General features: G+C 61.3%; 22 protein-coding genes and 2 tRNA genes. 17 read left to right on the forward strand and 7 right to left on the reverse strand.

The features are described from left to right. Positions 1 to 1315 precede the first annotated feature (1315 nt). The 7 genes from WCL10_RS12780 (at position 1316) to WCL10_RS12810 (ending at position 8957) form a co-directional block, all read left to right on the forward strand. Positions 1316 to 1951 carry a TetR/AcrR family transcriptional regulator gene (locus WCL10_RS12780; RefSeq protein WP_336896038.1) on the forward strand — a complete coding sequence of 212 codons (636 nt, stop codon included), beginning with the start codon at positions 1316 to 1318 and terminating at the stop codon, positions 1949 to 1951. Positions 1952 to 2041: 90 nt separating this feature from the next. Continuing rightward, entirely contained in the window at positions 2042 to 3811 is a 1770-nt protein-coding gene (locus WCL10_RS12785) for an amidohydrolase (RefSeq protein WP_336896039.1), read from the forward strand. Positions 3812 to 3825: 14 nt separating this feature from the next. Continuing rightward, positions 3826 to 5223 carry a hypothetical protein gene (locus WCL10_RS12790; RefSeq protein ID WP_336896040.1) on the forward strand — a complete coding sequence of 466 codons (1398 nt, stop codon included), beginning with the start codon at positions 3826 to 3828 and terminating at the stop codon, positions 5221 to 5223. Between the two features lie 74 nt (positions 5224 to 5297). Then, positions 5298 to 5993 (forward strand): aquaporin Z, encoded by a 696-nt coding sequence (gene aqpZ / locus WCL10_RS12795; RefSeq protein WP_336896041.1) that lies wholly within the window; start codon positions 5298 to 5300, stop codon positions 5991 to 5993. A gap of 170 nt (positions 5994 to 6163) precedes the next feature. Further along, positions 6164 to 6787: a glycine zipper family protein gene (locus WCL10_RS12800; RefSeq protein ID WP_336896042.1), complete on the forward strand. Its 624-nt coding sequence runs from the start codon at positions 6164 to 6166 to the stop codon at positions 6785 to 6787. 316 nt (positions 6788 to 7103) lie between these two features. After that, positions 7104 to 7853, forward strand: coding sequence for an META domain-containing protein (locus WCL10_RS12805; protein WP_336896043.1), 750 nt, complete (start codon positions 7104 to 7106; stop codon positions 7851 to 7853). A gap of 333 nt (positions 7854 to 8186) precedes the next feature. Beyond that, on the forward strand, positions 8187 to 8957 hold the full coding sequence (locus tag WCL10_RS12810; RefSeq protein ID WP_336896044.1) for a hypothetical protein: 771 nt from the start codon (positions 8187 to 8189) through the stop codon (positions 8955 to 8957). Positions 8958 to 9194: 237 nt separating this feature from the next. On the opposite strand, the gene WCL10_RS12815 is transcribed toward WCL10_RS12810, so the two are convergent. The 5 genes from WCL10_RS12815 to WCL10_RS12835 form a co-directional block, all read right to left on the reverse strand. Further along, positions 9195 to 10304 carry a tyrosine-type recombinase/integrase gene (locus WCL10_RS12815; protein WP_336896045.1) on the reverse strand — a complete coding sequence of 370 codons (1110 nt, stop codon included), beginning with the start codon at positions 10302 to 10304 and terminating at the stop codon, positions 9195 to 9197. A 6-nt stretch (positions 10305 to 10310) separates the two neighbouring features. Continuing rightward, the gene (locus WCL10_RS12820; RefSeq protein WP_336896046.1) at positions 10311 to 10514 is read right to left on the reverse strand and encodes a hypothetical protein; all 204 of its coding nucleotides are present in this window, start codon (positions 10512 to 10514) and stop codon (positions 10311 to 10313) included. Between the two features lie 207 nt (positions 10515 to 10721). Further along, a complete protein-coding gene (locus WCL10_RS12825) occupies positions 10722 to 10925 on the reverse strand; it encodes a hypothetical protein (protein ID WP_336896047.1) in 204 nt (67 codons plus the stop codon). A gap of 106 nt (positions 10926 to 11031) precedes the next feature. After that, a complete protein-coding gene (locus tag WCL10_RS12830) occupies positions 11032 to 12264 on the reverse strand; it encodes an integrase arm-type DNA-binding domain-containing protein (RefSeq protein ID WP_336896048.1) in 1233 nt (410 codons plus the stop codon). Positions 12265 to 12476: 212 nt separating this feature from the next. Then, positions 12477 to 12550 (reverse strand) — tRNA-Gly (locus WCL10_RS12835). A 212-nt stretch (positions 12551 to 12762) separates the two neighbouring features. On the opposite strand from WCL10_RS12835, the gene WCL10_RS12840 reads away from it, so the two are divergent. The 8 genes from WCL10_RS12840 (at position 12763) to WCL10_RS12875 (ending at position 19987) form a co-directional block, all read left to right on the forward strand. Then, positions 12763 to 12838, forward strand: a tRNA-Thr gene (locus WCL10_RS12840). A 165-nt stretch (positions 12839 to 13003) separates the two neighbouring features. Beyond that, positions 13004 to 14263, forward strand: a complete 1260-nt coding sequence (locus tag WCL10_RS12845) for an integrase arm-type DNA-binding domain-containing protein (RefSeq protein WP_336896049.1) — start codon at positions 13004 to 13006, stop codon at positions 14261 to 14263. A gap of 189 nt (positions 14264 to 14452) precedes the next feature. Next, complete coding sequence (locus tag WCL10_RS12850) at positions 14453 to 14917, forward strand: mobile mystery protein A (RefSeq protein WP_336896050.1); 465 nt, start codon at positions 14453 to 14455, stop codon at positions 14915 to 14917. Continuing rightward, positions 14914 to 15504 carry a mobile mystery protein B gene (locus WCL10_RS12855; RefSeq protein WP_336896051.1) on the forward strand — a complete coding sequence of 197 codons (591 nt, stop codon included), beginning with the start codon at positions 14914 to 14916 and terminating at the stop codon, positions 15502 to 15504. The genes WCL10_RS12850 and WCL10_RS12855 overlap by 4 nt, the downstream gene beginning before the upstream one ends. 418 nt (positions 15505 to 15922) lie before the next feature. Further along, complete coding sequence (gene bchJ, locus WCL10_RS12860; RefSeq protein WP_336896052.1) at positions 15923 to 16459, forward strand: bacteriochlorophyll 4-vinyl reductase; 537 nt, start codon at positions 15923 to 15925, stop codon at positions 16457 to 16459. A gap of 69 nt (positions 16460 to 16528) precedes the next feature. Beyond that, positions 16529 to 17704 carry an iron-containing alcohol dehydrogenase gene (locus WCL10_RS12865; protein WP_336896053.1) on the forward strand — a complete coding sequence of 392 codons (1176 nt, stop codon included), beginning with the start codon at positions 16529 to 16531 and terminating at the stop codon, positions 17702 to 17704. Beyond that, positions 17704 to 18378: a TetR/AcrR family transcriptional regulator gene (locus WCL10_RS12870; protein WP_336896054.1), complete on the forward strand. Its 675-nt coding sequence runs from the start codon at positions 17704 to 17706 to the stop codon at positions 18376 to 18378. The genes WCL10_RS12865 and WCL10_RS12870 overlap by 1 nt, the downstream gene beginning before the upstream one ends. Further along, entirely contained in the window at positions 18371 to 19987 is a 1617-nt protein-coding gene (locus WCL10_RS12875) for an AMP-binding protein (RefSeq protein WP_336896055.1), read from the forward strand. The genes WCL10_RS12870 and WCL10_RS12875 overlap by 8 nt, the downstream gene beginning before the upstream one ends. Here WCL10_RS12875 and WCL10_RS12880 read toward each other — a convergent pair whose 3' ends face one another. Together WCL10_RS12880 and WCL10_RS12885 are read right to left on the reverse strand one after the other, a co-directional pair. Beyond that, positions 19988 to 21220 carry a cytochrome P450 gene (locus tag WCL10_RS12880; protein WP_336896056.1) on the reverse strand — a complete coding sequence of 411 codons (1233 nt, stop codon included), beginning with the start codon at positions 21218 to 21220 and terminating at the stop codon, positions 19988 to 19990. 25 nt (positions 21221 to 21245) lie between these two features. Beyond that, a complete protein-coding gene (locus WCL10_RS12885) occupies positions 21246 to 23492 on the reverse strand; it encodes a TonB-dependent receptor (RefSeq protein ID WP_336896057.1) in 2247 nt (748 codons plus the stop codon). A gap of 111 nt (positions 23493 to 23603) precedes the next feature. On the opposite strand from WCL10_RS12885, the gene WCL10_RS12890 reads away from it, so the two are divergent. Both WCL10_RS12890 and WCL10_RS12895 read left to right on the forward strand, forming a co-directional pair. Beyond that, the gene (locus tag WCL10_RS12890) at positions 23604 to 25562 is read left to right on the forward strand and encodes an NAD(P)/FAD-dependent oxidoreductase (protein ID WP_336896058.1); all 1959 of its coding nucleotides are present in this window, start codon (positions 23604 to 23606) and stop codon (positions 25560 to 25562) included. After that, positions 25559 to 26776 (forward strand): serine hydrolase domain-containing protein, encoded by a 1218-nt coding sequence (locus WCL10_RS12895; RefSeq protein WP_336896059.1) that lies wholly within the window; start codon positions 25559 to 25561, stop codon positions 26774 to 26776. The genes WCL10_RS12890 and WCL10_RS12895 overlap by 4 nt, the downstream gene beginning before the upstream one ends. The last annotated feature ends 25 nt before the right edge of the window (positions 26777 to 26801 follow it).

The raw sequence follows: 26801 nt of genomic DNA on the forward strand, positions 1-26801 counted from the left end.
GTCCACAAAGCAAGCGCTGGTCAAAAACTTGTGATCGGAGGTAAAACGCGCGGTTCAAGCCTTCGCCGGCATCGCCCGAAGGTGACCCGGATGATAGGTCTGGTCCGCTCCCCCCCATTTTGCGGTGCTTTACCAGCCGCGGGTACAAGCTTGGCAAACGCGGGCCCCACCGCGCAAGGAGAATGTTGCGGCAGCCGGCATTGCTATCCGCGGACCGCGCCTCGAGCGGCGAGGCAGGCAAAGGCACCGGGCGCGGCGCTTGCGAAGCATGCAGCGGGATCAGCGGGGGTGGCAGGCGGTGAAGGGAACCGCGAAATGGCCTGAAAAGCACGCTAATCTAACACTTTCCTATGCTAAATTTTGCAAGATACCCCCAATCATACCCCCAGAAGTGTTTGCTGGGTGTAGTGGAAGGCGGCTTGATCGCAGCCGGGCGAGCGGATCCGATGGTAACGAAGCCCATGCCACAAGTCGATTTCGGGCACCGCGACCGGCCACAGATTATGAGAAAAGACCCCACACCGTACCCGACTTGTCGCCTGCGCGAAGTGCTTGAATTGATTGCCTGAACTGGTGATTTTGCACCCTTCGTCGCTTTCCCGTCACTTTGACTTCCGGTCGAAAACGCCAATCTTGACGACCGCATGCGCTGCCGAAATCACGGAAATCTGCAATTCTCACAAGCCTTGGGGCTCGATTCACTGTGACTTGGAGCGACGTTGCCCGCTCAACCCCGACCCATTGGCCGATCCGGCAAACAATCGCGGGTCCTACCCACGCTATTCCGGAGACCCAAGCGCTAGGACACCCCGAAGAATCCGCCACACACTTGGTTCCGCCTTTGGTAGAGTCCGAAGTTGCAGTCCGTTCAATTTTCACAAACCAAGGAACCACTTGCTGCGGCATCATTGTCCCGCTTCTCGCGGCGATATCGGTGTGAGGGTGTGCCGCGCGCATGCCCATTTAAGTCGCTGTCGTTTCGGCTGTCGCGGCCTCCTACAATCGAGCAGCTCCCGACCAGACCCGGTCGTTCAGCGTAGCCACCGTGGTCGTCCGCTTCAGACATTTACTGCCGAAGGCACGTCCCGAAAAAATTCGTCAGCAAAAGCGACGCAATTGCAGTCGTTCAATAAATAAGATACAAAACCCAAAAGGTATAGTTCTGTTCACCGCTGGCCATGAGATTAGCAGCCGCCCAACAATGGCAGTTGCCCCTTGCCCGGGCGCTCAGAAGTTCCGGGTGAATTGAGGCTAAATTTAGGGGCCTAAAGCATAATATTGCCAGCAGGCTTACAGGCGCAGCACGAGAGAACACATGATGGATAGAGCGGATAGTCACCTGCGAAAAGCGCCGGTGGGCCGCAAAGGCAAGGACACAGTTGATCGGATCATCGACGCCACTGCGGACGTGCTTGAAGCGAGGGGATACGAGGCCCTCACCACAAATCACATCGCCGAAGCGGCTGGCGTCAACATCGCAACGCTCTACAAGTACTTCGCAAACAAGCAGGCGATCCTAGTTGCGCTCAACGAGCGGATGTCTCGGCGCTGGACGGAAGCATTGACGCACCTCGTCGATGAAAACCGCGAAGGCATGCCGTGGCGCGAAACCGTCTGCAAGACCATTGATGTCGCTGCGGAGCGACGCAAGACTGCTGCTGGCGCAGCCGCCATGCGGATCGCCATGAAAGTTTGTCCGGAGCTTCAACTTTTAGACCGCGCCGAATCCATCGAGTCGGGCACGCTCGTGGCGGATATGCTGATCGCCCGGGCAAGCGTCGACGCCGTGACCGCGGCGCGGGTTGGGCGCGTGGCGATCGAGGTAGGAATGGCTGCTCTGGACCTTCTGCTTCACGAGGAAGCGGCGGACGACGCAGCGTGGGTGGATGAAGCCAAAGCCGTGGTCTGCAACTACCTCGCGCCGTACTTCGAGGATCGCACCCGCCTCTGATCGTGCGGAGTTCACAAAATAAGCAATTGCTTTCTTTTCGAGCATATCCCAATCGAGTCTCCGAGATGATTCGGGCGAAGGGGATTGGCCATGCCACTTTATCGGTTTGCGGCACTGGTATCGGTGGCACTGCTGACGGCTTGTGCGGCAAACAATGAGCCGGCCAAACTTGCAGTGCCAGTTGCTGCGGCCCAATCCGCCGACACACTTTATGTAAATGGCGATATTCTGACGATGGCAGGCAATGAGCCTGCCTATGTGGAAGCTCTTGCCGTAGACCATGGTCGCATCAGTTATGCCGGTCCGCGCGCGTCAGCACCTTCGGCGCAGCACACTGTGGATCTTGGCGGCAAGACCCTCCTGCCGGGCTTCATTGACAGCCATGGCCATATGGTCGCGTTCGGCAAAAACCTGATCGACGCAGATCTGGTCGGAACTCCCGATATTCCCGACCTTATTGCGCGCATGAAAGCCCAAGCGACTCAGGTGCCAGCGGGCGCCTGGATCGTTGGCTTTGGCTATTCGGCCAAGAAGATGAAGGAAAATCGCACGCCAACGGTTGAAGAGCTCGATACGATCTCGGCAAAAATACCGGTGATGATCGTTGACGGTTCAGGCCATCTTGGTGCCGGAAACTCCGCGCTGTTCGCTATTGCGGGCGTTGGTGCCTCAACTGCCGACCCGGTGGGCGGAACGTTTGCGCGCAAGGCCGATGGCAAAGCGCTGGCAGGCCCGATGGAAGAAACCGCGCTGAACATGGTGCGTGAGAAGCGTCCCCCCTTCGAAGGAAAATTGGCCGACGATGTCATCACAGGCGGCGCACGGGCTTGGGCCAGCATGGGCCAGACGTCGGCGCAAGATTGCGGCATTGGCATTGGCAATGACGACATGGCCATCCTGCGCAATGCAATCGCCAAGAAGCTCCTGCCGATTGACCTTTACGTCTGCGCCAAGAACACCATTCTTGATTCGATGCTGGCGCAGGCCAACGAAGTGCGCGCCGACGCGGCCGCTGGACGCTTGGCTCTGGATACCCGCGTCGACGGCGATACCCGCTATATCAATCGCGTCCGCATGGGCGGGGTCAAATTCTGGCTGGACGGGAGTGTCGACACGGCCTGGTTTACGGAGCCTTTCACCAACAACCCGCCCGGCAAGACCGGGGTCTATCGTGGCTATGAACAGATTCCCGATGCCGTGCTGAATGCAGCGTTTGACCGCTTGTGGACCTCGGACGTCCAGATCAACATGCACATGAACGGTGACGCGGCAGCCGATCAGGCGCTCCGTGCCATCGAACTGGCCGTCAAGAAATACGGCATGCGCGACCACCGTCCAGTGTTCATCCATGCATCGTATCTACGGCCGGACCAGATCGCAAAAATGCGCGCTTATGGCGCTATTCCGACGTTCCTGGCGGCATCGATCCCTACGGCGGGCGACTTTGTGGTCCATTTCTGGGGCGCTGACCGCGCGGCGAAGGCTGCAGGTGGCGGTACGTTCGTAAAGGAAGGCCTGCCGTTCACGCTTAGCCACGATGCCCCGGTTTCGCCATCGCCCTCCATTCTCGGCATCGTGGATGCTGCTGTGAACCGGATCGCCGCCGGCAGCGGAGCCGTCATTGGTCCTGACGAACGTTTGACCCCCTATCAAGGCTTGCGGGCTGTAACGGCTTACAGCGCCTATCAGGTCCATGAAGAGAAGACCAAGGGCACGCTCGAAGTCGGCAAGCTTGCCGACTTGGTCATTCTTGATGCCAATCCGCTCAAGGTTGCGCCAACCTCGATCAAGTCGATCAAGGTCCTTGAAACGATCAAGGAAGGTGTGCCGATCTTTCACCTTGACGCGGCAAGGCAGTGACACGCCGTTTGATCATGGCAGCGGCGCTGGCGGCCTTGCCGACTGCTGCTGCGGCGGCGACAACGGATCAGGAAGCGTTGGTTGCAGACCTGCAACGGCAGATCGCAGCCCAGCAGGCGCAGATCGATGCGCAAGCCAAGGCAATCGCTGAATTGCGAGGGCTTATCGTCGGCCAGACAAGACCCGCACCTGTCACCTCGGAGGTCTCTCCCTCGGTCATGGTCGCGGCCGAAACAGCACCTGAGGTGGCCAGTTCGGCACCAATCAAAGCACCCGAGCATGTCGTGCATATCGGCAATGCCGATGTGATGCTTGGCGGTGCCTTCACGCTGAATACGCTGGCGTCTTCGCGTCGGACTGTCGGGCCGGCGGGTTCAGTGTTTTTTCTCGCGCCGCCGGACGTAACAGGTCGTGACAACGTTCTCGACATCACCGCCCAGTACAGTCGCATTTCACTCGGCATCGATATTCCAGCTGGTGACGATTGGACAGTATCAGCTCGAACGATGTTTACCTTCTATAATGGCAGCCTGCTCAACGCGAGTTACGGCTTCCAGCCGCTGTTTGGTTATGGTTCGGCAAGCAACGGCCGCTGGACGTTATCCGCAGGTCTTATGTTTGAATTGTTCAGTCCGCGCCAGCCTGATGTCGTAGATAGCGTTTCGGCGCTGTATTTTTCCGGAAACCCCGCCAATTCACCGCGCGCCCAACTGCGAACAGAATGGCGTGCGCCCCTTGGCGGCGGCACAAACTTCGAGGCAGCAGTGGCACTGTCCGATCCTATTTCGACTTTTGTTTCGAAGGATCTGACCGACCGGACGGAAGACAATGGCATCCCCAATGTAGAAACACGATTGGTGGTGACGCACGCGCCTGCTGGCTGGTCGAGCCTATTGGATCGATCAAAGTGGGAATTTGGTATCTCGGCCGTCTATGGCGAGTTCCGCAAATTCTATGGCCTTTCCGCTCCCTTTGATGTGCGAACCAATCACGTTCGGGGCATCTCTATCGATGGAGGGGTCAGCCTTTCCTCGCGTCTTGCGCTGCAGGGAGAGGTATGGACCGGACAGGCGTTGGGCAATTATGGCGCCGCCATTGGCGCGAGCGTGAATCCGCTTACTCGGCGCGAAGTCCATGCCAGCGGCGGCTGGGGCGAAGTGGCGCTTGCCTGGTCGGGCAAGGCATATTCCACCTTCGGCTATGGCCTCGACAGCCCTAACCGGGAGCAATTGGTTCCCGGTGACAAGACCCGCAACGAAACCGTGTGGGGCAACATATTCTGGCGGGCGGCTCCATGGCTGCGCCTAGGGCTTGAAGGCACCTGGCGGCGTACGCAATATCTGCTGCCGACCGGCGGTTCACTTTCCAACGACGGCTTTGGCATGCTGATGACCACGGCGTTCCGCTACTGATGTCGCGGTTCGCAAGATCTGGCCGAGCCTTAATGCTGCTCGATCAGTTTAGATTGGACAAGAGGGGGCACGTAATGACAAAGAAGCTAACCGCCGAGTTTTTCGGCACATTTTGGCTTGTGTTTGGCGGATGCGGCTCGGCCATTCTGGCGGCGGCGTTTCCGTCACTCGGCATCGGGTTCGCGGGGGTCTCGCTGGCCTTTGGGTTGACCGTGTTGACGATGGCCTATGCGGTTGGCGGGATATCGGGCGGTCACTTCAATCCGGCGGTGTCCCTTGGGCTTGCGGTGGCCAACCGTTTCGAGTGGCGCAATCTGCTGCCCTACTGGATAGCACAAGTCGCAGGTGCGGTCGTTGCCGGCGGGCTTCTGTTCGTGATCGCCACCGGCAAACCCGAATTTGCCCCGGGCGGCTTCGCCTCGAACGGGTACGGCGCGCTCTCGCCGGGCGGCTATTCGCTCACAGCTGCGCTGCTGATCGAAGTGGTGCTGACGGCGGGTTTCCTTATCGTGATCCTGGGATCAACCTCGAAGGCGGTTCCAGCCGGGTTTGCGCCGATCGCGATTGGCCTCGCGCTCACACTGATCCACCTTATCTCGATCCCTGTGACCAACACCTCGGTCAACCCCGCGCGCTCGACCGGTGTGGCATTGTTCGCAACTACGGACGCGCTCGGCCAGCTTTGGCTGTTCTGGTTGGCTCCTATGCTGGGTGCGGCCGTGGGCGGATTAGGCTGGCGGTACCTCCTTGGGGACCAGGAAACCGAGTGAATCTGCAATCAAAGGGGGGCTCCTGTCGAACAACGACACGCCTGATGTTGCCCCCCGATACCACGCAGACCATTTATACAATCCGGACAAACGAAGCGAAATATCGACAAAATTGTAATTTCGGCATGAGGCAAAATCTGCCTTAAAAATTTCCTGTAGAAGAATTATTTTTGAATATTATCAGAAAAATTTGGGTTATCTTTGAGGAGATTTTCATGAAGGCTAAGGGTCACTCTGCTCGCCATTTACTAAAACTGACGCTTGGTATTGCTTCATGCTATGTAGGACTTGCAGTTTGTTCGACGGGCTATGCGCAAGCGTTGAGTAACAAGCCCGTTTTCTATCCAAGCAAGGGCCAAACGGCGGCTGTTCAAGAAAAGGACACGGCTGCGTGCAACGCCTGGGCGCAAAATCAAACTGGTTTCGATGCAACCGCAGCGTTGAGGGCACAGCAGGACAACGCCGCGGACGCGCAAACTCGTGCGCAGGGTTTGCAGGACACGCGGGCCACGGTAGGGGGCGAGGCCATTGGCGGTGCGGCGAGAGGGGCCATCACGGGAGTCGCCATCGGCGCTATTGCTGGCAATGCTGGCAGAGGGGCAGCCATCGGCGCCACCGTCGGCGCATTCAATGGCCGTGCCCGCAATCGCGCCAAACATCGCCAACTCCTTGCAGCCGAAGCGCATGCTCGCAGGATGCAAGCGCAACAGCAAGCAGTGGACAATCAGAAGTTTGCCGATTTCCAAAAGGCGGTAGCCGCATGCATGGAAGGCCGTGGCTACGCTGTAAAGTAATGCGGACGCAGCGCGCTGGTGCGTTCGTACACGCGTGCGTTTAGGCAAGCAAAGCCAATATTAGCGAACTTTGGTGATCGTCGGTTGCAGAGGTACTCCGACTTAGGCGGAAACCTCAGAGGTCAACTCCGCACTCCGCACGGTTGAGCTTCGAGTTATGCCGAATTTTATACCGACAGATATGTCGCATATTATCGAGTAAAATTTATATAAATGAAAAAGTCTTGATTCCGGGAAAAATATTATGTCGTACTCACGGTTTATCGGCCTATTTTCTGTGTGTATTATGTCAGCATGCGCTTCGAATCCCGCATCTTTGAACAACACATCGACCGCGACTGATGTGCAATCGGCTGGCACGCTTCAAGCTGCGGCTGAAACACCAAATTCAACCGAAGTTTCCATCCATGGTGCCGGAAATTCTATGCGCGGTCCGGCGCCGCGGCGTGGCCTTCTAGGCCAATGGCTCATAGAAGATGTCGATCGGCGCGGTGTCATGGACAATGTCCAACTGACTTTGACCTTTGATGACAAGGGGCGTGTCTCAGGCCAGCTGGGTTGCAATGCGGTAACGGGTCGCTTTACTGTCGATAAGGCTAAGCTTAGCTTTGGCCCCTTGGTGTCGACCCGCAAAATGTGCGTGTCACCCGCCGTGATGAACCAGGAAGACCTCGTTTTGCGCAGCCTGCAGATGCTCAACACCGTGAGTTGGTCAGACAACGGGGCCGCGATCCTTGGCGGACCGGAAGGGCACAGCATTGTGATGCGAAAAATTGCACCACTCTCGGCATCCGGGATGGCACACGGTGATATCAGCCCTACACCAGGCATGTTTCGCTGTGCAAATGAGGCCGTTGGCATAGCGTTTGAGGCCGGAGCGGCCTATCTGACGGAAGCCGATGGAGTCCTGATCGTGCTCAAGAAGATCGATGGGGCCGGTGACAACGCTCCAGAGACTTTCACCAATGGGCGGGTGACCGTGTTTCGGAAAGCCGGGTCGGGCGTGCATGTCAGTTTTGCAAGGGGGCGGATGGCGCCTGTGGAATGCAAAAGCACTACCGGCTGAGGTGGTGCTGGTCGCGGTGCGGCATGCGCTTGCTATGACTTCATGAAAGTCTCTTGACGCTTGGCCGAGCCCAGCCTCCAACTTGTGTGATCACATGGATCTAATCGCATAGTAATTCGTAAAATCAACTTTGACTGTGCGGTCAATCTACTAGTGCCCAATTGCTAGCGTTGATCTGGCGAGTTGCTTCATAACACCAAATTCGCCGCCGGAAGGGGCTTAAGATCGTGATCGGGTCAGTTCAGTCGCCGCATTGCCAAACGCTTTCCCCTCCATCTACTGTCGTCCATTTTCAGGCGGACGGCGATGTCGCTGGTTCATGGGTAATCCGTGATGTTTGAACTTGCGCCGATATGGGTGGAGGCGCTGGCGCTGTTTGCAGCTATGACGTTAGGCAGCATACTGGGAAACCAGCTCAACCGGTACTTGCGTCGTCGCACGCCCGAAGCGGTAGATAGAGACGAAAGCTATATCCTGTCGGGGATGTTCGGACTGCTGGCGCTGCTTCTGGCATTTGCTTTCAGCTTGGCCGTTGGCCGCTATGAGGAGCGGCGCGAATTGGTGGTGGCAGAAGCAAACGCGCTGGGGACACTGGCGAGCCGGCTCTCTCTGCTCACATCGGCGCAGCAACAGGCTCTGCGGCCCGAATTGGCGGCCTATGCCGCAGCACGGGCAGAAGCTGGGCTGATCGCAGACGATGCCGCCTGGGAGCGAACCAGCATGGCCGCCGCCGCTCGGCTCGATGAATTTTCCGCTCACCTCTATGCAGCCCTCCAGGCCGCGCCGCCCGACACCCGCGGTCCTCTTCTAGTGCAGGCCTTGAACACCACGGGTGATCTTGCGACCGCGCGGCACGCAGCACGCAAGGCGCGGCTACCGCGCGAGGTCATCCAGTTGCTCGCGCTGTTCTGCGTGGCCGGAGCCACGGTGCTGGGATATGCGCTGGAAGCGACCGGATCGCGCCATGCGATCGTTTCGCTGACTTTCTTCGCACTGCTGTCGTTGGCATTCGCGACAATTCTAGACCTCGACCGGCCGCGCGGCGGCACGATCCTGGTCCCACAGGAAGAACTTATCAGAACCGCAGCAGCATTGGCGGTTTGAGTTTAGATGCTTGTTGACGGTGCGTCGGTTTCCCGAGCGGAAGGCAGCTAACCTCATATCGCCGCCCGAACCCCGCCGGTCGGCAACCGGCCCAGTTGCTGTTGCTGTGCGTGACCGGTCAGTTGGGCAGTGAATGTCGCTAAATCCAAAACACCTGCCATTTGATAGGCCGCCGGGGAATGACCGCAAAGTCCCAATCTCGGTCGTTCCGCGTACAACCGAATCTTCACATGCGGCCTAGCGCGGCATACTCTGCAATGCGGCCAGCACCTGCACCACAAGCTCCGGGTCAACGGACCCTGCAAGCTGGCCCACTGCGCCTTTCGCCGCGCCCATGCCCCGGATCAGTTCCGCCTGCCGGTGCGGGGCGACATTGCCGTAGCTGGTCAGCGTGGTCATCACCCGATCATGCCCAAGGTTTTGCGACCATGCCTTGAATTGCTCCACCGTCTGGCAGGTCTGTTCGCCCAGTTGCACCAGCGTATCGCGGAACGAATGCGGGTTGAAATAGGGCAAGCCAGCCGCCGCGAAGGCATTCTGGAATATCTTGCGCACCGGCCCGGCATTGCTCCAGCCATCGCGGCGCAGCCCCACCGGGGTGAACGCGCCGTTTGCATCAAGGCCCAGCTGCGTTGCCGGGAACAGCGGATCATCATCGCCCCATAGCAGCCCAGTGCGCAGGTGCTGGCACCAGTGTTCGACAATCGCGAAGGCATCGCCGCCCACCGGGAAGAACCACGTCGAAAAGGTCTTGCTGGCCTTCGTCCGCACGTCCCGCGCATCTTGATCGACGCGGCGCTGCGCCAGATCGACGTGTTTCAGCCTGAAGGACGAAAGCGCCCCGTCCCGCGCGCCTGTCAGCAGCGCAAAGGCGACAAGCGCCCGATTGCGCAGTTCGATATCGGTGCCGGCTGGCATGGCGGACAGCACGTGATGGACCTGCTCCAGCGTGGGGAACGGCTTGATCCTTACCGCCTTGGCAATCCGCACGTCGGTTTCAGCCAGATTGAAATAGTCGGCATCCGCATAAGTGAGGCGGGATTTGTAACCGGGCTGGCCAGTGAGCCAGACAAAGAACGCACGCAAGGCGGACTGGGTGGAATTGACGGTTGCCCGGCTCAGGGGCTTGCCGGTGCGGATGGCCGGTTGCTTGTCCAGCTTATGCTTGAATGCCACCGCCTGCGCCCGGTGGAAGGTCTTGAAGTCCTCGTGCCCGTTCGCCTCTTCAAAGCGCGCCAGTGCCTTGGCAACGGCATCGATCGATCCTTCGTCGCGGCGCTGCGCTTCCTTCAGATAGGTGAAGTATTCGCGCTTGATCCGGGCGTTCGCAGCATTGTGCTTTGCCATGGTCTGTCAGTCCTCTTGCTTGTCACAATTCAGGGAGGGAGAAGGCCGCTCTAATAGGCGTGGGCCTGCCTCCCTGATTTGGACGTCCAGATTGGGCATGATCACCGCAATCGCAGCCAAGCGGGTGCGCCGGTGCATCATGGTAACGCACACCTCGCAAATTGCGCTCAGGTTGCCCGTGGTGGCATTCTGGCGGGTGGCTTCAACCATGCCCATGGCTGGTGGACGCGGCTGGCGGCACTTGAAGCAATAGAGCGTGCCGGGCGGGCAAGGGCGCTTCGCGCTTCGGGGATCGATGCAAGGTAAGGTTCCATGTGATGTTTCCAGCCGCTGAAAGCACTGCGCTATCGGCGGGCGGCAAGACATATGAACGCACGCCAGCGGACTGGCAAAAACATCTGACAATATTCAAAAGCGTCAGCCATCGCGGGATTTTCTGAACAATGCCCACCATGAAGCCACTGCCCTTGGCGTGATTTGAATGCCGTACTGCCACTCGATTTTGCGCACATGCCAATCGATTATGGATTCACGGGATCGATAGGGTCGGGGGGAACCATCATAGTATTGGTTCAGCCAATCACGCTCGCAGGCTGCGCCAATTTGCAGGCGCTGCTTCATGGGAAACGCCGGGGGACGACCGGCCCCGCGTCGAGACCCACTGCGCGGCACTACGCGCCCTGATTGGCGGACGCCGGGTGTTCAAGCCCTGTTATCGTCGAACAGTTCACACCGCCTCGCGTCCGGGGAAAGCGACAATATCCGCCCCCTTGCGCAACTGGTCCAGATAGTTTGACCACCACTGCGCCATTTCCACCCGCTCATTCCAGTGGGCACCCCGGTGATATGCCGCGCGCACTTTGTCGGTATCGCCATGGGCTAGCGCGCGCTCGATTGCGTCCGGGTTCCACTTGCCGCTTTCGTTCAAAAGCATGGAAGCCATCGCACGGAAGCCGTGCGCGGTCATTTCATCGGTGGAATAGCCCAGCCGTCGCAGTCCGGCATTGACGGTATTTTCGCTCATGGGGCGGGCACGGGTGCGGATCGAAGGAAATACAAATCCGGCGGGTCCCGTGATGGCATTCACTTCGCGGAACAAATCCACAGCTTGCCGGGACAGCGGAATATGGTGCGCCTTGCGCATTTTCATCTTGCCCGCCGGGATGATCCACAGCCCGCCGTCCAGATCGACTTCGCTCCATTCGGCATGGCGAAGCTCGCCGGGGCGGACGAACACATGCGGCGCAATCTGCAAGGCCAGCTTGGTTATGCCGCTGCCTTCATAGTCATCGATGGCGCGAAGCAACTGGCCCACTTTCTTTGCTTCGGTGATCGCGCCGTAGTGGGTAACGGTTGGCGCTGTCAGCGCGCCGCGCAGATCGCGGGTCGGGTCCGATGAAAGCCGCGCCGTTGCAACGGCATAGCGGAACACCGCGCCAGCCAGTTGTAGGCTTCGACGCGCGCTTTCCAGCTTCCCCTTGCTTTCGATCCGGCGAATCGCTGTCAGCACGTCCGCTGGTTCGATCTCGCCAATGGGCAACTTGCCGATTGATCCGCAAACCAGCGAAAGCAGATACTCGCTACGGATGGCGGTGGCAGCTGCCCAGCCCTTTGCACCGTCACGCCGTCGCTTCTCGCAATACTCGTCGCAGATCGCTTTGAACGTGTCCGCCGCCAGAACGCGCGCGCGCACCTTCTCGCGCTGCTTTTCGCGCGAAGGGTCTTTGCCAAGCGCGATCAGTTCCCGCGCTTCCTCTCGACGCCTACGGGCCTCTCCCAAACCAATTTCCGGATAGGCCCCGATGGCCAGCAGCTTCTCGCGCCCATCGATCCGAAACTTGAGCCTCCAGAGTTTGCCGCCAGCCGGGGTGACAAGCAGGAACATGCCGTTCCCGTCCGCCAGCTTGATCGCTTTCGCGCCGGGCTTGGCATTGCGGATGGCTACATCGGTCAAAGCCATGGATTTCCTAGCCTCTCCGGGGTCTGTACCCCCAATATACCCCCAAGCGTGGGGGTGTCGAGTTGGCCGTTTTGCATATACCCCCCAATCATACCCCCAGAGACTGGCGGCTGGACGCGGACGCGGAGGGATGCCTGCGGCCTGATAGCCGCTAAATACCTTGGATTTTGGGGGTTTGTCTAGACGCTGGCGGATGCTGGCGGACAGGAAAATGGAGCGGGTGAAGGGAATCGAACCCTCGTATTCAGCTTGGGAAGCTGCTGCTCTACCATTGAGCTACACCCGCGCAGGGCTGGCCCCAGAGACTGAAAGGGGCCCAAACCAGCGGCAAAAGCCGAACCCGTCCTATGACGGCATCGCAGCCGGGCATCAAGTCCCTTTTAGGAGGACCGCGGCGGCGTCTGCCCGCCCGATAAGGCCCGCCAGCTATCCGTCTAGCGAAACCCCATTGCCTAGCGCGCGCCCTATGGCTAAAGCGCGCCCCTGCCAACACGGCACGCCGCTTTAGCTCAGTCGGTAGAGCACATCATTCGTAATGATGGGGTCAGGTGTTCGAATCACCTAAGCGGCACCATTTCCACCTCCGCCAGTGTCCGCGTCAGGTTGAAAAAACCCCGGAAATCTGCCATAAAATCGACTGGCTCAGCCAGAAGCTTCCGCATCAATCCGTCTGTTTCCAGACGCATTTGGGGGCCTTTTGCGGGGGCCTTTTGAGAAGCCGATTTCCGGAGGCCCCCAAATGCCCCTTTCCGAAACATCGATCCGAAAACTGAAGCCTCGCGCCAAGCCTTACAAAGTCGCGGATGAGAAGGGGCTCTTCCTTACCGTAACCCCGTCGGGTGGACGGCTTTGGAACATGAAATTTCGCACACTGCTTGGGACAGAGAAGAAGTTATCATTCGGCAGCTACCCGGAGCTGTCCCTGCGGGAAGCGCGGGACCGGCGCGACGAGGCGCGCAAGCAACTCTTGAACGGAGTTGATCCTGCGGAGCAGAAGCGGCGCGATAAGATCGCCGCCAAGGTCAGTGCGGCAAACACCTTCACTGCGGTGGCCGAGGCGTACATCGCCAAGAACGAACGCGATGGTCTGGCGGCCAATACAATCACGAAGCGCCGGTGGTTCATCCGCATTCTGCAAAGGGCTATCGGCAACCGCCCGATCGCGGACCTCACGCCGTTCGATGTGTTGTCTGCGGTGCGTCCGTTTGAAGCTGCGCGGAATGATGAGAAGGCGCACCGGGCACTGCAGTTTATCGGCAGCGTGTGTCGGTTTGCCGTGGCCAACCAACTGGCCACTGTGGACCCGACACGCGATCTGCGCGGAGCCTTGGCGAAGCGCAAACCCAAACACCACGCAGCAATCATCGATCCCAAACGGGTGGGCGAGCTCCTCCGCGCGATCGACGACTACGAGGGGCAGGGTCTGCCAACGACGCGTATGGCCTTGCAGATCCTACCTTACGTGTTCGTGCGCCCTGGCGAGCTGCAGCGCGCCGAATGGGCAGAAATTGATCTGGAAGCGGCCGTTTGGCGAATTCCAGCCAAGCGCATGAAGGCGAGGCAGGAGCATGTTGTTCCGCTGTCGCGGCAAGTGGTAGCCCTGTTTGAACAGTTGCACCCTCTGACAGGTCACAGCCGCTATGTGTTTCCATCAATCCGGACCCCGCTGAAGCCGATATCGGAAAACACGCTCAACGCGGGGCTGCGTCGGTTGGGCTACACGAAAGAGGAAATGACCGCCCACGGTTTCCGGTCCGTGGCGAGCACCCTGCTGAATGAATCCGGCGAGTGGTCATCAGACGCCATTGAGCGCGCGCTGGCACACATGGACAAGAATGCCGTCCGCAGCGCCTATCACCGCGGACCGCACTGGAAGGAGCGCGTCGAGATGGCGCAATGGTGGGCGGACTATCTCGACACGCTGCGGACGGGCGCCGAGGACGTGAAGTTGTCGTCTCGTCGCGCTTCTGTAGGTACAAGGCCCGGACACCGTAGATAAGCAATCCGCGTCTTCCCGGACTGCAGCGCCGTCATTGCTCTCAGGTGGAGCGATATTTATTGTTGCCCGGCGCCAAGGTGAGAAACATATTTGTTTCCATTCATCACTACAAAAGATACAAATATATTTCTTTTGTAGATTGAAATCATCACATATATGTGATATTTTTGGACATCAAGGATGATGCCCATGAGCCCCGACCAGACAAAACTAGCTCGCAAGAATCTCGACCGCCGCCTCAGCGGAGTGGCGAGCGATGCCATGGCGATGCCCCCACACGGTTGGGTAAAAGCCATCCGCGAAGCACTCGGTATGTCAGCACAAAAACTAGCTGACCGCATGGGCGTATCCCGCCCGCGCGTCGCCATGATCGAAAAAGCCGAAAGGACCGGCGCGACGAGCCTCAAGACCTTGCGCGAAACTGCAGAGGCCATGGATTGCGTCCTGGTCTATGCCATCGTGCCCCGCACTTCGCTCGACCAGATCATCCGCGATCAGGCCGCCAAGAAAGCCGACTCCGAACTGGAGCGGCTTCATCACACCATGCGTCTGGAAAATCAGGCGATGACCACAAGAGACCTCAGCGATGAGCGGGAACGCCTGATCCAAGAGATCCTGGCCGGTTCGCCGCGCCGGCTTTGGAATGAAGCATGAGCGATCCGCTGTTCGGCGCCGATGACGAGGCCAACACTCCGCTCGAAGCCGAAGAGCGCCATGCCCTGATTCCCACCTACATCGCCCTACGCCGCGAGCTGAACGAGGCCGAGCAGGTCAACATCGCCGGTGCCTTGCGCTGGCTATCGTCGCGCCGACGTGAGGTGCTCGACGAGCGCTTCCTGCGCACCTTGCACAAGCAGATGTTCGGTCAGGTCTGGCACTGGGCGGGCACCTACCGTCAGACAGCGCGGAATATCGGCGTCGATGCCTGGCGCATTCCGATGGATGTTGCCGGAGCCATCGACGATGCCCGCTACTGGGTCGAGCATCAGACTTACCCGCCGGACGAGATCGCCCTACGCTTCTCGCACAAGCTGGTCGCCATTCACCCGTTCCCAAACGGCAATGGACGCTTCTCGCGCCTGGTTGGTGATTTGCTCGCAGAGCAACTCGGCCAGACCCGGTTTACCTGGGGCAGCGTCAACCTTGTTGATCCCAACGAAACCCGCCGATCCTATGTGCAAGCGCTCCGCGCAGCAGATAGCCATGACTTTGCCGAGCTGATTGCCTTCGCGCGGTCGTGAGGGATGGCGATCCCTAGCGGATGGCGTGAATACATCTTTCAGTCTGCGCTTCACTTGCAATGCAAACCCGCTCGCGGCCTCGATCTGGTTCGCATTCAGCGCATTCCCTCGGCAGTCCATCCTATGCCATCATGTCTACACAGAATTCGCGGTGGTGAGCCTTGCGATCCATCTCACTGGCAAGTCGAAGGAAACTTCGGCAAGATGAACCCCATCGACCGGGCCTATGCAGGCAATTTGACTTTGGGGGATTTGTGGACGTCTTTGAACTCGACCGGGCACTGGTCGACAGATAGGAGAACAGCGCCTTGCGCATGTAGAACCGGCGGTAGTTGTTCATCACCCGGTCGAGCAGTTCGGCCCGGTCCATCGCCGCCGGCTTGATGATCGGCGTGACGAAATTGTACTTGTCGAAGTCGTGGATCTCGACCTTGTCGCCCAGTTCCTCGAACAGGTTGAGGAGCGCGCGGCGGCGCTTCGGGCGGCCGGGCTCGCCCACTATCTTGCACGCGATCCCGAGCGGATGACCGACGAGCGCGAGGCGGCGGCGCTGCATCTGGCCGTGCAGGCCCGCCAGCCCCGCGACTGGGACGAACTTTCGTGGGAAGCGGGGACGCGCACGGCCGAGTATCTGCTTGAGCACCGCATTCCGCAGGGCGCGCAGTGGTTGCTGCGCCGCCTGCCGTCCGCGTGGTCCGCCCGCCTGCTGCTGCGCGCGATCCGGGGGCATGCCTGGACATTTGCCGGTTCGGGTGCGTTCTCCGCGCGGATGGAGCGAGGGGCGGCCATAGTGTCGATTACAGATAATCCCATCGCCATGCCGGGTTGCCCTTGGCACCGGGGCGTGTTCACGCGGCTGTTCTCGGAGCTGGTCTCTCCGAACGTGCTGGTGCGGCACGAGGCGTGCTGTACGGGGGGCGGCAAGGCCTGCATCTTCGTGATCAGTTGGACCTGATCCCCCGTTGACCCGCATTCCATAAATGCTACTCTAGAGTATAAACATAGCAATAGTGGGAGAGCGGCGATGGTTACAGCCTCACAGGTCATGCTCACGGCAACCGAGCGCGTCACGCTGGGCGTGCCGACGGCCGAAGCGGTTTCGCAGGAAGCGGCGGCGCGCGGTGCGAAGCGGGTGTTCATTCTCGCCAGCAGCTTCCTCAACCGCCAGACCGACGAAATCCGCCGCATCGAGGCCGCGCTGGGCGACCGCCACGCCGCGACGCATGACGGCATCCAGCCCCACGCGCCGCGCAGCGACGTGCTCGCGGCGGCCAATGCCGCGCGGGCGGCGGGGGCCGATCTCGTCGTCACCGTCGGCGGCGGCTCCGTCACCGATGCGGGCAAGATCCTGCTGATCTGCCTCAAGCACAACATCACCACGATCGAGCAGTTCGACGACTACCGCGTGCGCGTCGATGAAGAGGGCAACATGGTGATCCCCGAGTTTGCCGGGCCCGACGTGCGCGCGATCTGCGTACCGACGACGCTTTCGGGTGGTGAGTTCAACCCGCTTTCGGGCGCGACCGACGAGGCGATCAAGCTCAAGCAGGCCTATACCCAGCGCGAGATGGTGCCGGTCTGCGTCGTGCTCGATCCCGCGATCACCGTGCACACGCCCGAATGGCTCTGGCTCTCGACCGGCGTGCGCGCGGTCGACCACGCGACCGAGACGCTCGCCTCGTTCCTCTCCAACGACTTCTGCGACGGCATTGCCGACAGCGCGCTGCGGCTGCTGGCGGCGGGGCTCCCGGCGGTGAAGGCGGACCCCACCGACCTCGACGCCCGCCTCAAGTGCCAGATCGGCGCTTGGCAATCGATGATCCCGATCATCGGCGGCGTGCCGATGGGTGCGAGCCATGCCATCGGCCATGTGCTGGGCGGCACCTGCGATGTGCCGCACGGCCACACCAGCTGCGTGATGTCGCCCTATGTCCAGGCCTTCAACGCGCTGGTCAACGGCGAGCGGCAGAAGCGCATCAGCGCCTGCCTCGGCGATCCCTCGCGTCCCGCCTCGGAACTGCTCGACCAGTTGATCCGCGGCCTTGGCATGCCGCGTAGCTTGCGGGAAGTCGGCGTCAGCGAGAACCAGTTGCAGCTAATCTCGGAATACACGCTCGAGGACATCTGGGGCCGCACCAATCCGCGCACGATCAAGACGGCGGCCGACGTGATGGAAATCTTGCGGACCGCGATGGGCTGATGCACAAGCTCGCCGACGTCACTGATATCGCGGATCTCATGGACAAACCGAGGAAGAAGCGCGCCGTCGCCCAGCTCAAGGATGAAATCACCGCCTACAAGCGGCGGCGCATTCTGGAGGAGGCGAGCCACTTCTTCTTCCTCAACGGCTACGAGGCGACGACGCTGGATTCGGTGGCCGAGCAGCTCAATGTGACGAAGCCCTTCATTTACTCGTACTACAAGAACAAGGGCGAACTGCTCTACGAGATCTGCCAGACGGGCATCCAGCTTTCGCTGTCTGCACTGGAAGAGGCGCTTGCCGTCGAGGGCACCGCGAGCGAGCAATTGAAGATCGTGGTCGAGCGCGTGGCGCGGATCATCATCGAAAACCAGCGCTACGTGACCGTCTATCTGCGCGAGGAGAAGTGCCTGCAGCCCGAGGACGCGCGGCGCATCCGCGATCTTCGCCATACGTTCGACACCAAGCTGGCCGCGCTGCTGGACAAGGGCAAGCGTACGGGCGAGTTCGAAGTGATGCACCCCTCGCGCACCGCGATCTGGGTCTCGGGTCTCTTGAGCTGGATCGCACTGTGGTACCACGAAGGCGGGCGCTGGTCGGCCACTGAAGTTGTAATGGACGCGATCACGATGGTGCAGAAGATGGTTCAGCCGGCAGGAGGCAAGCATGGCTGAGACCAAGGGCCACACCGATCCGCGCGTGCTCGACCGGCACCGCTGCGTGCTGCGCTATCTGCTTGATGATTTTGCGCTTTCGCAGCCGGATGCGGTCTATGCCGTGTTCGAGGATGGCGGGCAGTGGACCTATGCCGCGCTGCGCGACCTCGTGGTGCGCAAGGCGGCCGGGCTGCAGAAGCTTGGCGTAAAGCGCGGCGATCACGTGGCCGTGTGGTTGCCCAATGGGCGCGAGGCGCTGATCACGTTCTATGCGATCAATTACCTCGGCGGTGTGTTCGTGCCGTTCAACACCGCCTATCGCGGGGCGATCCTGGAGCATGTGCTGGCCAATTCGGATGCCAGTGTGCTCGTCGCCCATGGCGGCCTGCTCGACCGACTGGAGGGGATCGACACGGCGGCCGTCGCCACGATCGTGCGGCTGGGCGAGGGCGCCGCACCCGCGCGCTTTGCCGTCCATGCATTTGATGCGGTGACCGGCGAGGAAGCCGAGCTCGCTCCGCTGGAGCGACCGATCGAGCCGTGGGACACGCAATCGATCATCTACACCTCGGGCACCACCGGGCCGTCAAAGGGTGTGCTCTCCTCCTACCTCCACCTCTACACCAATGCAGGGCCGGAGAGCTGGCATTTCGTCACGGGCGAGGACCGCTTCCTCGTCAACATGCCGGTGTTCCACATCGGCGGGCTGGGCATTCCCTTTGTGATGCTGGCGCGCGGCGGCTCGATCGCGCTGATGGAGAACTTCTCCACCGACACGTTCTGGGATTTCGTCAAACGCACCGAATGCACCGTCGTGTTCCTGCTCGGCGTGATGGCGACGTTCCTGATCAAGCGCCCACCGGGGCCGGAGGACCGCGACCATGGTGTGACCAAGGCCTTCATGGTGCCGCTGACCGATGCGGCGGGCCCGTTCCGCGACCGCTTCGGGATCGACGTCTACACCATCTTCAACATGACCGAGATCTCCTCGCCCATTGTCTCGGAGCCCAATCCGGTGAAGCTTGGCACGTGCGGCAAGGTCCGCCCCGGGGTCGATGTGCGGTTGGTCGACGGCAACGATTGCGAAGTGCCGGTGGGCACCGTGGGCGAAATGATCGTGCGAACCGACCGGCCCTGGGCGATGAATAGCGGCTATCACAAGAACCCCGAAGCGACGGCCAAGGCGTGGCGCAACGGCTGGTTCCACACGGGCGACGCGTTCCGCTGCGATGCGGAGGGGTATTTCTACTTCGTCGACCGCGTGAAGGACGCGATCCGCCGGCGCGGGGAAAACATCTCCTCGTTCGAGGTCGAAAGCGAAGTCATGGCCCACCCGGCGGTGCGCGAGGCAGCCGCCATCGGCGTGCCGAGCGAGTATTCCGAAGACGAGGTAATGGCGGTGATCGCCCCGGTGCCGGGCGCCAACGTCGATATGCAGGAACTCTCGGAATTCCTCGCGGCGCGGATGCCCTACTTCATGGTGCCCCGCTATATCCGCGTGCTGCCCGAACTCCCCAAGACGCCGACGGCCAAAGTGATGAAAGCCGAGCTGCGCGCCGAGGGCATCACGCCCGATACCTGGGACCGCGAGAAGGCGGGGATGCGGCTGAAGAAGGAACGGCTCTGATTACCAGCTGACGTCGAGCTTCGTCAGCCCGCGGAACATGAAGCCTTCCTGCCGCCACTCGGCGCTCGCCGCATCGATCTGCAGCTGCGGGAAACGCGCGACCAGCGATTTGAGCGCGATCTCGCCTTCAAGCCGGGCCAGTTCCGCGCCGACGCAGAAATGTATGCCGCCGCCGAAGGAGAGATGCTTGGGCCCCTTGCGCGTGATGTCGAAGCGGTCGGGCTCGGCGAACACGGCGGGATCGCGGTTGCCCGCCGCAACGAGGGTCAGGACGCGTTCGCCCGCACGGATCAGCTTGCCGCCCACTTCGGTATCGGTGAAGGCGGTGCGGTTGGTGCCCACAAGCGAGCTTTCATAGCGCAGGATTTCCTCGGTCGCGGCTTCCGCGAGGTCCGGATCGGCGACTAGCTTTGCCCATTCGTCCGGAAACTTCGCCAGCGAGAGCAGGCCATTGCCGATCATGTGCGCAGTCGTCTCGAACCCGGCGCCAAACAGGCCGATGGCCACTGTCGCCATTTCGTGATCAGTGAGCGGTCCGTTCTCGTCGCGCGCATTGCACAAGGCCGTCGCCAGATCGTCGCGTGGGGCGCGGCGGCGCTCGGCAAAGACCGCACCGAAGAAGTCCATCAGGAAATCCATCTGCCGGTTGGCAAGGCCCAGTTCCGCGTCCGAGAAGGCGCGCATCTCGAATACAACAAACGAATCGGCAATCGCCTGGTTGAGCGCGGCAAGCACTTCGTCCGAAGCTTCTTCGGGCGAAAGCCCGAGCATGTCGCACATGACAAGCGTGGGGAAGCGGTAGGCAAACTGATGGATCACTTCCATCTGTCCGTTGTCAGCCACCGCATCGAGCAAGCGGCCGGCCACCGCCTGCACGCGCGGGCGCATTTCGATCACGCGCCGGGCGGTGAGCGCCTGGGTGACAAGGCCCCGCACGCGCGTGTGGCGCGGCGGGTCCTGATAGAGGAAGATTTCCGAAAGCCAGCGATAGGCCGAATGCGACAGGACGTCGAAGTCCGGCCCGTAGAACAGGCGGATGTTCGAGAGGAAATCGCCCTGCCCGAAGTTCGTGCGGTCCATCAGGATCGCACGGACGTCGTCGTAGCGGGTCGCGATCCAGAACCCGAGCGGCGAGAAATGCATCGGCTCGCCGTCGCGCAGGGCCTTGAAGATGGGATAGGGATCGCGCTTGAGCTGCGGATCGGTCAGGTCGAACCGCAGCGCCTCGCTCATCCCCCGTTCTCCCCTTGCCCGCCGGTCAGCGGAAGTTCAAACCGAAGGTCACGCCGTAGGTACGCGGCGGAGCGACCGAGCCGACGCGGACGCTGCTGAACAGCGGCGCGGTGATGATGTTGTTGGTGATGACGAGGGCATTGCCGAGGTTGCGGCCCCAGATATCGACGAAGTACTTGTCGTTCGCCGAGGTGAACTTGAGCCCGGCGTTGACGAGGGCGTAGGCGCCCTGCGTCGCATCAGCGTTGTTGAATTCTGTGAAGTAGACCCGGCCCTGCCAGTTCACTTCGGCGCGGGCATTGAGCTTGCCGGCGCTGCCGATGGGGATGTCGTAATCCGCGCCTGCGCGGAACGAGAATTCCGGCGCGTTCTGCAGGCGGTTGCCGGCAACGCTGATCTGCTTGAAGCCCTGGCGGTAATCGCCAGTGGTGAACTTGCGATACTTGGCGTTGAGGTAGGTGCCGAACAGTTCGAGGGTCAGGCCCGGGACCGGCTTGGCGCGCAGTTCGGCCTCGAGGCCGTAGTTGCGAGCGGAAGCCGCGTTGACCGTGGTGACGACGCTGGTCGCATCGACGAAGCCGACCTGCAGATCGGTGTAGTCCATGTAGAACGCGGCAAGATTGGCCTGCAGCTTGCGGTCGGCTGTGGCGGTCTTCAAGCCGATTTCATAGCTCCACACGTATTCCGGGTTGATCACGTCGTTGCGCGAGCCGACGTTGATCACACCCGATTTGAAGCCGCGCGTGACCGAGGCGTAGACCAGCGTGGCATCGTTCGCCTGATAGTTGAGCGTGACAGTGGGCGTGAAGGCGTTCCAGCTCTTGCCCTTGTCGGTGTTGACGCTGCCAAGGAAATCGAACGTGCCGATGCCTTCGCGCTTTTCATGGCTGAAGCGCCCGCCGGCGGTCACCTTGAACTTGTCGCTGAGCGCGTAGGTGCCCTGCGCATAGACGCCATAAGCGTTGATCTTGACCGTGCCGAACTGCAGGTAGTTGGCCTTGTCGAAGGTGTTGGCCGGCAGGCCGAACAGGATGCCGAGGTTGGTCAGCGGCACGCGCACGCTGCCGAACAGTTCCTCATGGAAGTAGTTTGCGCCCAGGAGCACATCGAACTTTTCGCTCTTGTAGCTGCCGACGAACTCCTGGCTGAAGGTCTTGCTGCGCTCGTCGTAGTTGTTCTGTCCGAACATGTTGGCGTCGGACGCATCGAGGTCGTCGCGGTTGAAGCGGGTGAACTTGTGGTACGAGGTGATCGACTTCACGTCCCAGTCGCCCGGCGTCCACGCGATCGTGCCGGTGAAGCTGTAGCCGTCGCGCTCGTTGAGCGGCTCCTGATCCGACCAGATATTGCGGATATTGGCCTTCCGGCCCGCCGCGGCCGCCACGGTGAACAGCGACTTGCCGCCGATGATCGAACCGAGGAAGTTCTCCGGCTTCACTGTCGGACCGAAATAGTGGAACGCGTAGTTGCTGTCGCTTTCCTTGAAATACTCGCCCGAAACCGTGATTTCGAGATCCTCGGCGGGCTTGGCGAGGATCGTGCCGCGCATCGCATAGGCATCGCGGTTGTCGATGTCGTTGCCGGTGAATTCGTTGATGCCATAACCGTCGCGGCGGTCGTACTTGCCGGCGAGGCGGATCATCACCTTGTCGCTGCCGATGGCGCCGCCGACGGCCATTTCGAGCGATGCTGCGTTGTAGTTGCCATAGCTCGCGCGGACAAAGCCATCGAGATCGGCGGTCGGCTTCTTGGTGATCAGGTTGATCGCGCCCGCAGTCGCGCCGCGTCCATAGAGTGTGCCCTGCGGGCCGCGCAGCACTTCGACGCGCTCCAGATCATAGAAGCCCGAAAGCTGGGCGGCGGGGCGGGCGATTTGCGCGCCGTCCTGCAGGAAGGCGACGCCGCCGTCCGCGCCGAGGTCGATCGAGGTGAGGCCGATGCCGCGGATGAAGATGCGGTTCACGCCGAACTGGTCGCCCACCGAAAGGTTGGGGATGGCGGTCGCGAGTGATTGGACGTCCTTGACCCCGCCGACGCCGAGATCTGCAGCCGAGATGGCGGAAACCGAGGCGGCGACCTTGGAGAGCGATTCCGAGCTGCGCGTGGCGGTCACCACGATATCGGCCAGGCCTTCGGTCGGCGGCGCAGCAGACTGGGCGGCTTCCTGCGCCAGCGCGGGCATCGCGATCAGCGCGGTGCCCGCCATGAACAAGCCAAGCACGGTGCGGCGCGGCGTGAAATTAGCAATTACGCAAGAACGGCTGCGAACCATGATTTTTCCCCTCTTCCCCCGCAGCATTGAAACTGCGCACGTTTTTTATCTACTGGTGCGTAGATACCTGTTCCGCTAGGTAGATGGCAAGTGATATTGAGGGAGAGTGGCTTGACCACGCTGAATCTGGAACCTGCCACAGGTTCCGAACCGGGCGACCTTTCCGCATTGGCCGCCGATCCGCAGGCGCTGCGGGCCGCGCTGGCCGAGGCTGACGCTGCCACCTTGATGCTCGTGCTGGTGCAGCTGACTGGCGATCACGGCCTGCTTGATCGCGCCCGCCCTTACATCACCGGGCCGATGAACTACCACGAGGCGATGCCTGAGGAATTGCGCGCCGAGATCCGCGCCCGGCTTGAAGCGACCCTGCTCGACTACGCGCGTAGCTGCCGCCCGCTGCCGCCGCTGCCGGAGGGCGATTTTCTGCAGGACATGCTCTCGACCGCAGTCGGCGAGCACGTCAGCGCCGACTATACCGCGATGATGCGTGAGGATCTCGAAGCTGCCGAGCCCGATCCGCGTGGGCTGATCTGGCGCAAGCGGCCCGAGCCTTCTTCGCTCGAAAGCTTCCCGGTGGTAATCATCGGCGCCGGCATGTCGGGCGTGTGCGCCGCGATCCGGCTGGGGCAGGCGGGTATTCCCTTTACGCTCATCGAGAAGAACCCGGCGGTCGGCGGCAGCTGGTACGAGAATTTCTATCCCGGCTGCGGGGTCGATACCCCCAACCACTTCTATTCCTACTCGTTCGAGCTGAACCACGAGTGGGCGCACTTCTTCGCCAAGCGCGATGAGCTGTGGGCCTATTTCGAGCGCGCGACCGACAAGTACGGCATTCGCGATCATATCCGCTTCGAGACCGAGGTGAGTGCCGCGACCTATGACGCGGCCACCGGCACATGGGATGTGGCCACGCGTGATGCATTGGGCGCGGTGACGCACCTCAAGGCGCGCGCGGTGATTTCGGCGGTCGGCGTGCTCAACCGGCCCAAGCTGCCCGAAATCGAGGGGCGCGAGACTTTCGCCGGCACCGCGCTCCACACCGCGCAGTGGCAGGAGGGTCTCGACCTTGCGGGCAAGCGCGTGGTGATGATCGGCACTGGTGCCTCGGGCCAGCAGGTCGGGCCGACGATCGCACCCGATGTTGCGGGGCTCACTATTCTCCAGCGTTCACCGCACTGGGTCGTGCCCAATCCCAACTACTTCGCCGAAGTGTCCGAAGGAATGAAGTGGGTCCTTGCCCACGTGCCGTTCTTCGCGCGGTGGTACCGCTTCCAGCTGTTCTGGGCCTTCGCCGATGGCCTCCACGCCTCGCTCCAGGTCGATCCGGCGTGGGATGATGGCGGCAAGTCGATCAACCAGGTCAACGCCCGCCACCGCCAGTTCATGGAGCGCTATCTCCGCTCGAAGCTGGCGGGCCGCGATGATCTGATCGCCAAGTGCACGCCGAGCTACCCGCCCTATGGCAAGCGCATTCTGGTCGACAACAACTGGTATGACATGCTGCGGCGTCCGAATGTCGATCTGGTGACGGGCGCACCCGCGAAGATCGTGCCCGAAGGCGTCGTGATGGCAGACGGCACACTGATCGAGGCCGATGTAATCATCTACGCAACCGGTTTCCAGGCCAGCAAGATGCTCGCTCCCATGACGATCACGGGCGAGGACGGGCGCGATCTCCACGAGTTCTGGGGGCCGGACGATGCCACCGCCTATATCGGCACAATGGTCCCGGGCTTCCCCAATTTCTTCATGCTGATGGGTCCCAATACGGGGCTGGCGCATGGCGGGAATGTCATCTTCATCACCGAATGCCAGATGCGCCTGATCCTCACCGCGCTGCGCGAGGTGTTGGAGACGGGCGCGCACGCCATCGACGTGAAGCCAGCGGCGCATGACGCCTACGTCGCCGATGTCGATGAACGCCACGCTCGCATGGTCTGGACTCACAAGGGCCTCACCAACTGGTACCGCAACGATGCGGGCCGCGTTTTTGCCCTTCTGCCCTACCGGCTGGTCGACTACTGGAAGATGACCAAGACCTTCAAGGCAGAGGATTTCACCCTGACATGAGCGCGATCTCGCTTGAGCTTGCCGACGGCCGCACGATTTCCGGCCACTGCGATGCCCAGTTCACCGGCGTTCTCGCCGAGTTCCGCCGCAATTTCGAGGAGCGCAAGGAGCAGGGCGCGAGCATCGCCATAACCCTTGCCGGCCGGACCGTGGTCGATCTGTGGGGCGGGCTCGCTCGGCCCGATACCGGGGAGGCATGGGGCCGGGATACGGTTTCGATCGTCTATTCCTGCACCAAGGCGGCGACAGCGCTCAGCCTCCATATGCTGGTCGATCAGGGCAAGGTGGCCTATGAGACACCGGTCGGCGACATCTGGCCCGAGTTCGCCAGCGGCGGCAAGGAAGCGACCACGGTCGGCATGATGCTCGCGCACACCTCGCCGGTGCCGCACGTGGCAGAGCCTATCAAGGCGGGTGGGCTTGCCGATTGGGACTACATGACCGCGCGCGTCGCCGCCGAGCCTGCGCACTGGGAGCCGGGTACGCGGCAGGGCTATCACGGGGTGACTTATGCCTGGACTGTGGGGCAGCTCGTCCGGCTCGTTTCGGGCATGCCGCTGGGGCAGTACTTCCGCGAGAACGTTGCGGGGCCGCTCGGTCTCGATTTTCACATCGGCCTCCCCGAAAGCGAGGAGGGCCGCGTCGCGCCGATGATCGCGCCCGATCCGGCCGAGGTGAACTTCGCGTCCGCCTTCTTTCGTGCGGCGATGACCCAGCCGGGAAGCCTTCCCAATCTGTTTCTTACCAACCTCGGCGGCGCAGACTTCAATTCGCGCGAGATACATGCTGCAGAAATCGGCAGCGCCAATGGCATTACCAACGCGCGCGGCCTTGCGGGCATGTACGCTCCGCTGGCGAATGGCGGCGGTACCCTGCTTTCGGCCGACCGCGTTCACCGTATGGGCCGGGTCAGCGCCGCCACGCATAGCGATGCCGTTCTCTATCAGCCGATGCGCTTCGCCATGGGCTTCATGACCAGCACCGACAACCGCGCTGCGGGCGGCGACAGCCTGATCCTGGGCGAGGCTGCCTTTGGCCATGTCGGCATGGGCGGGAGCGTGGGCTTTGCCGATCCGGCGCAAGGCCTCAGCATGGGCTACACCATGAATCGCATGGGTGCGGGTATCCTTGTCAACCCGCGCGGGCAGTCGCTGATCGACGCCGCTTACCGCGCGCTCGGCATGACCTCGGATGCAAGCGGGGCCTGGCGATAGGGGAGGGCGCCTTTGCCCCGCGCTC

The sequence above is a fragment of the Novosphingobium sp. genome, assembly GCF_037133355.1.
Lineage (GTDB): Bacteria > Pseudomonadota > Alphaproteobacteria > Sphingomonadales > Sphingomonadaceae > Novosphingobium.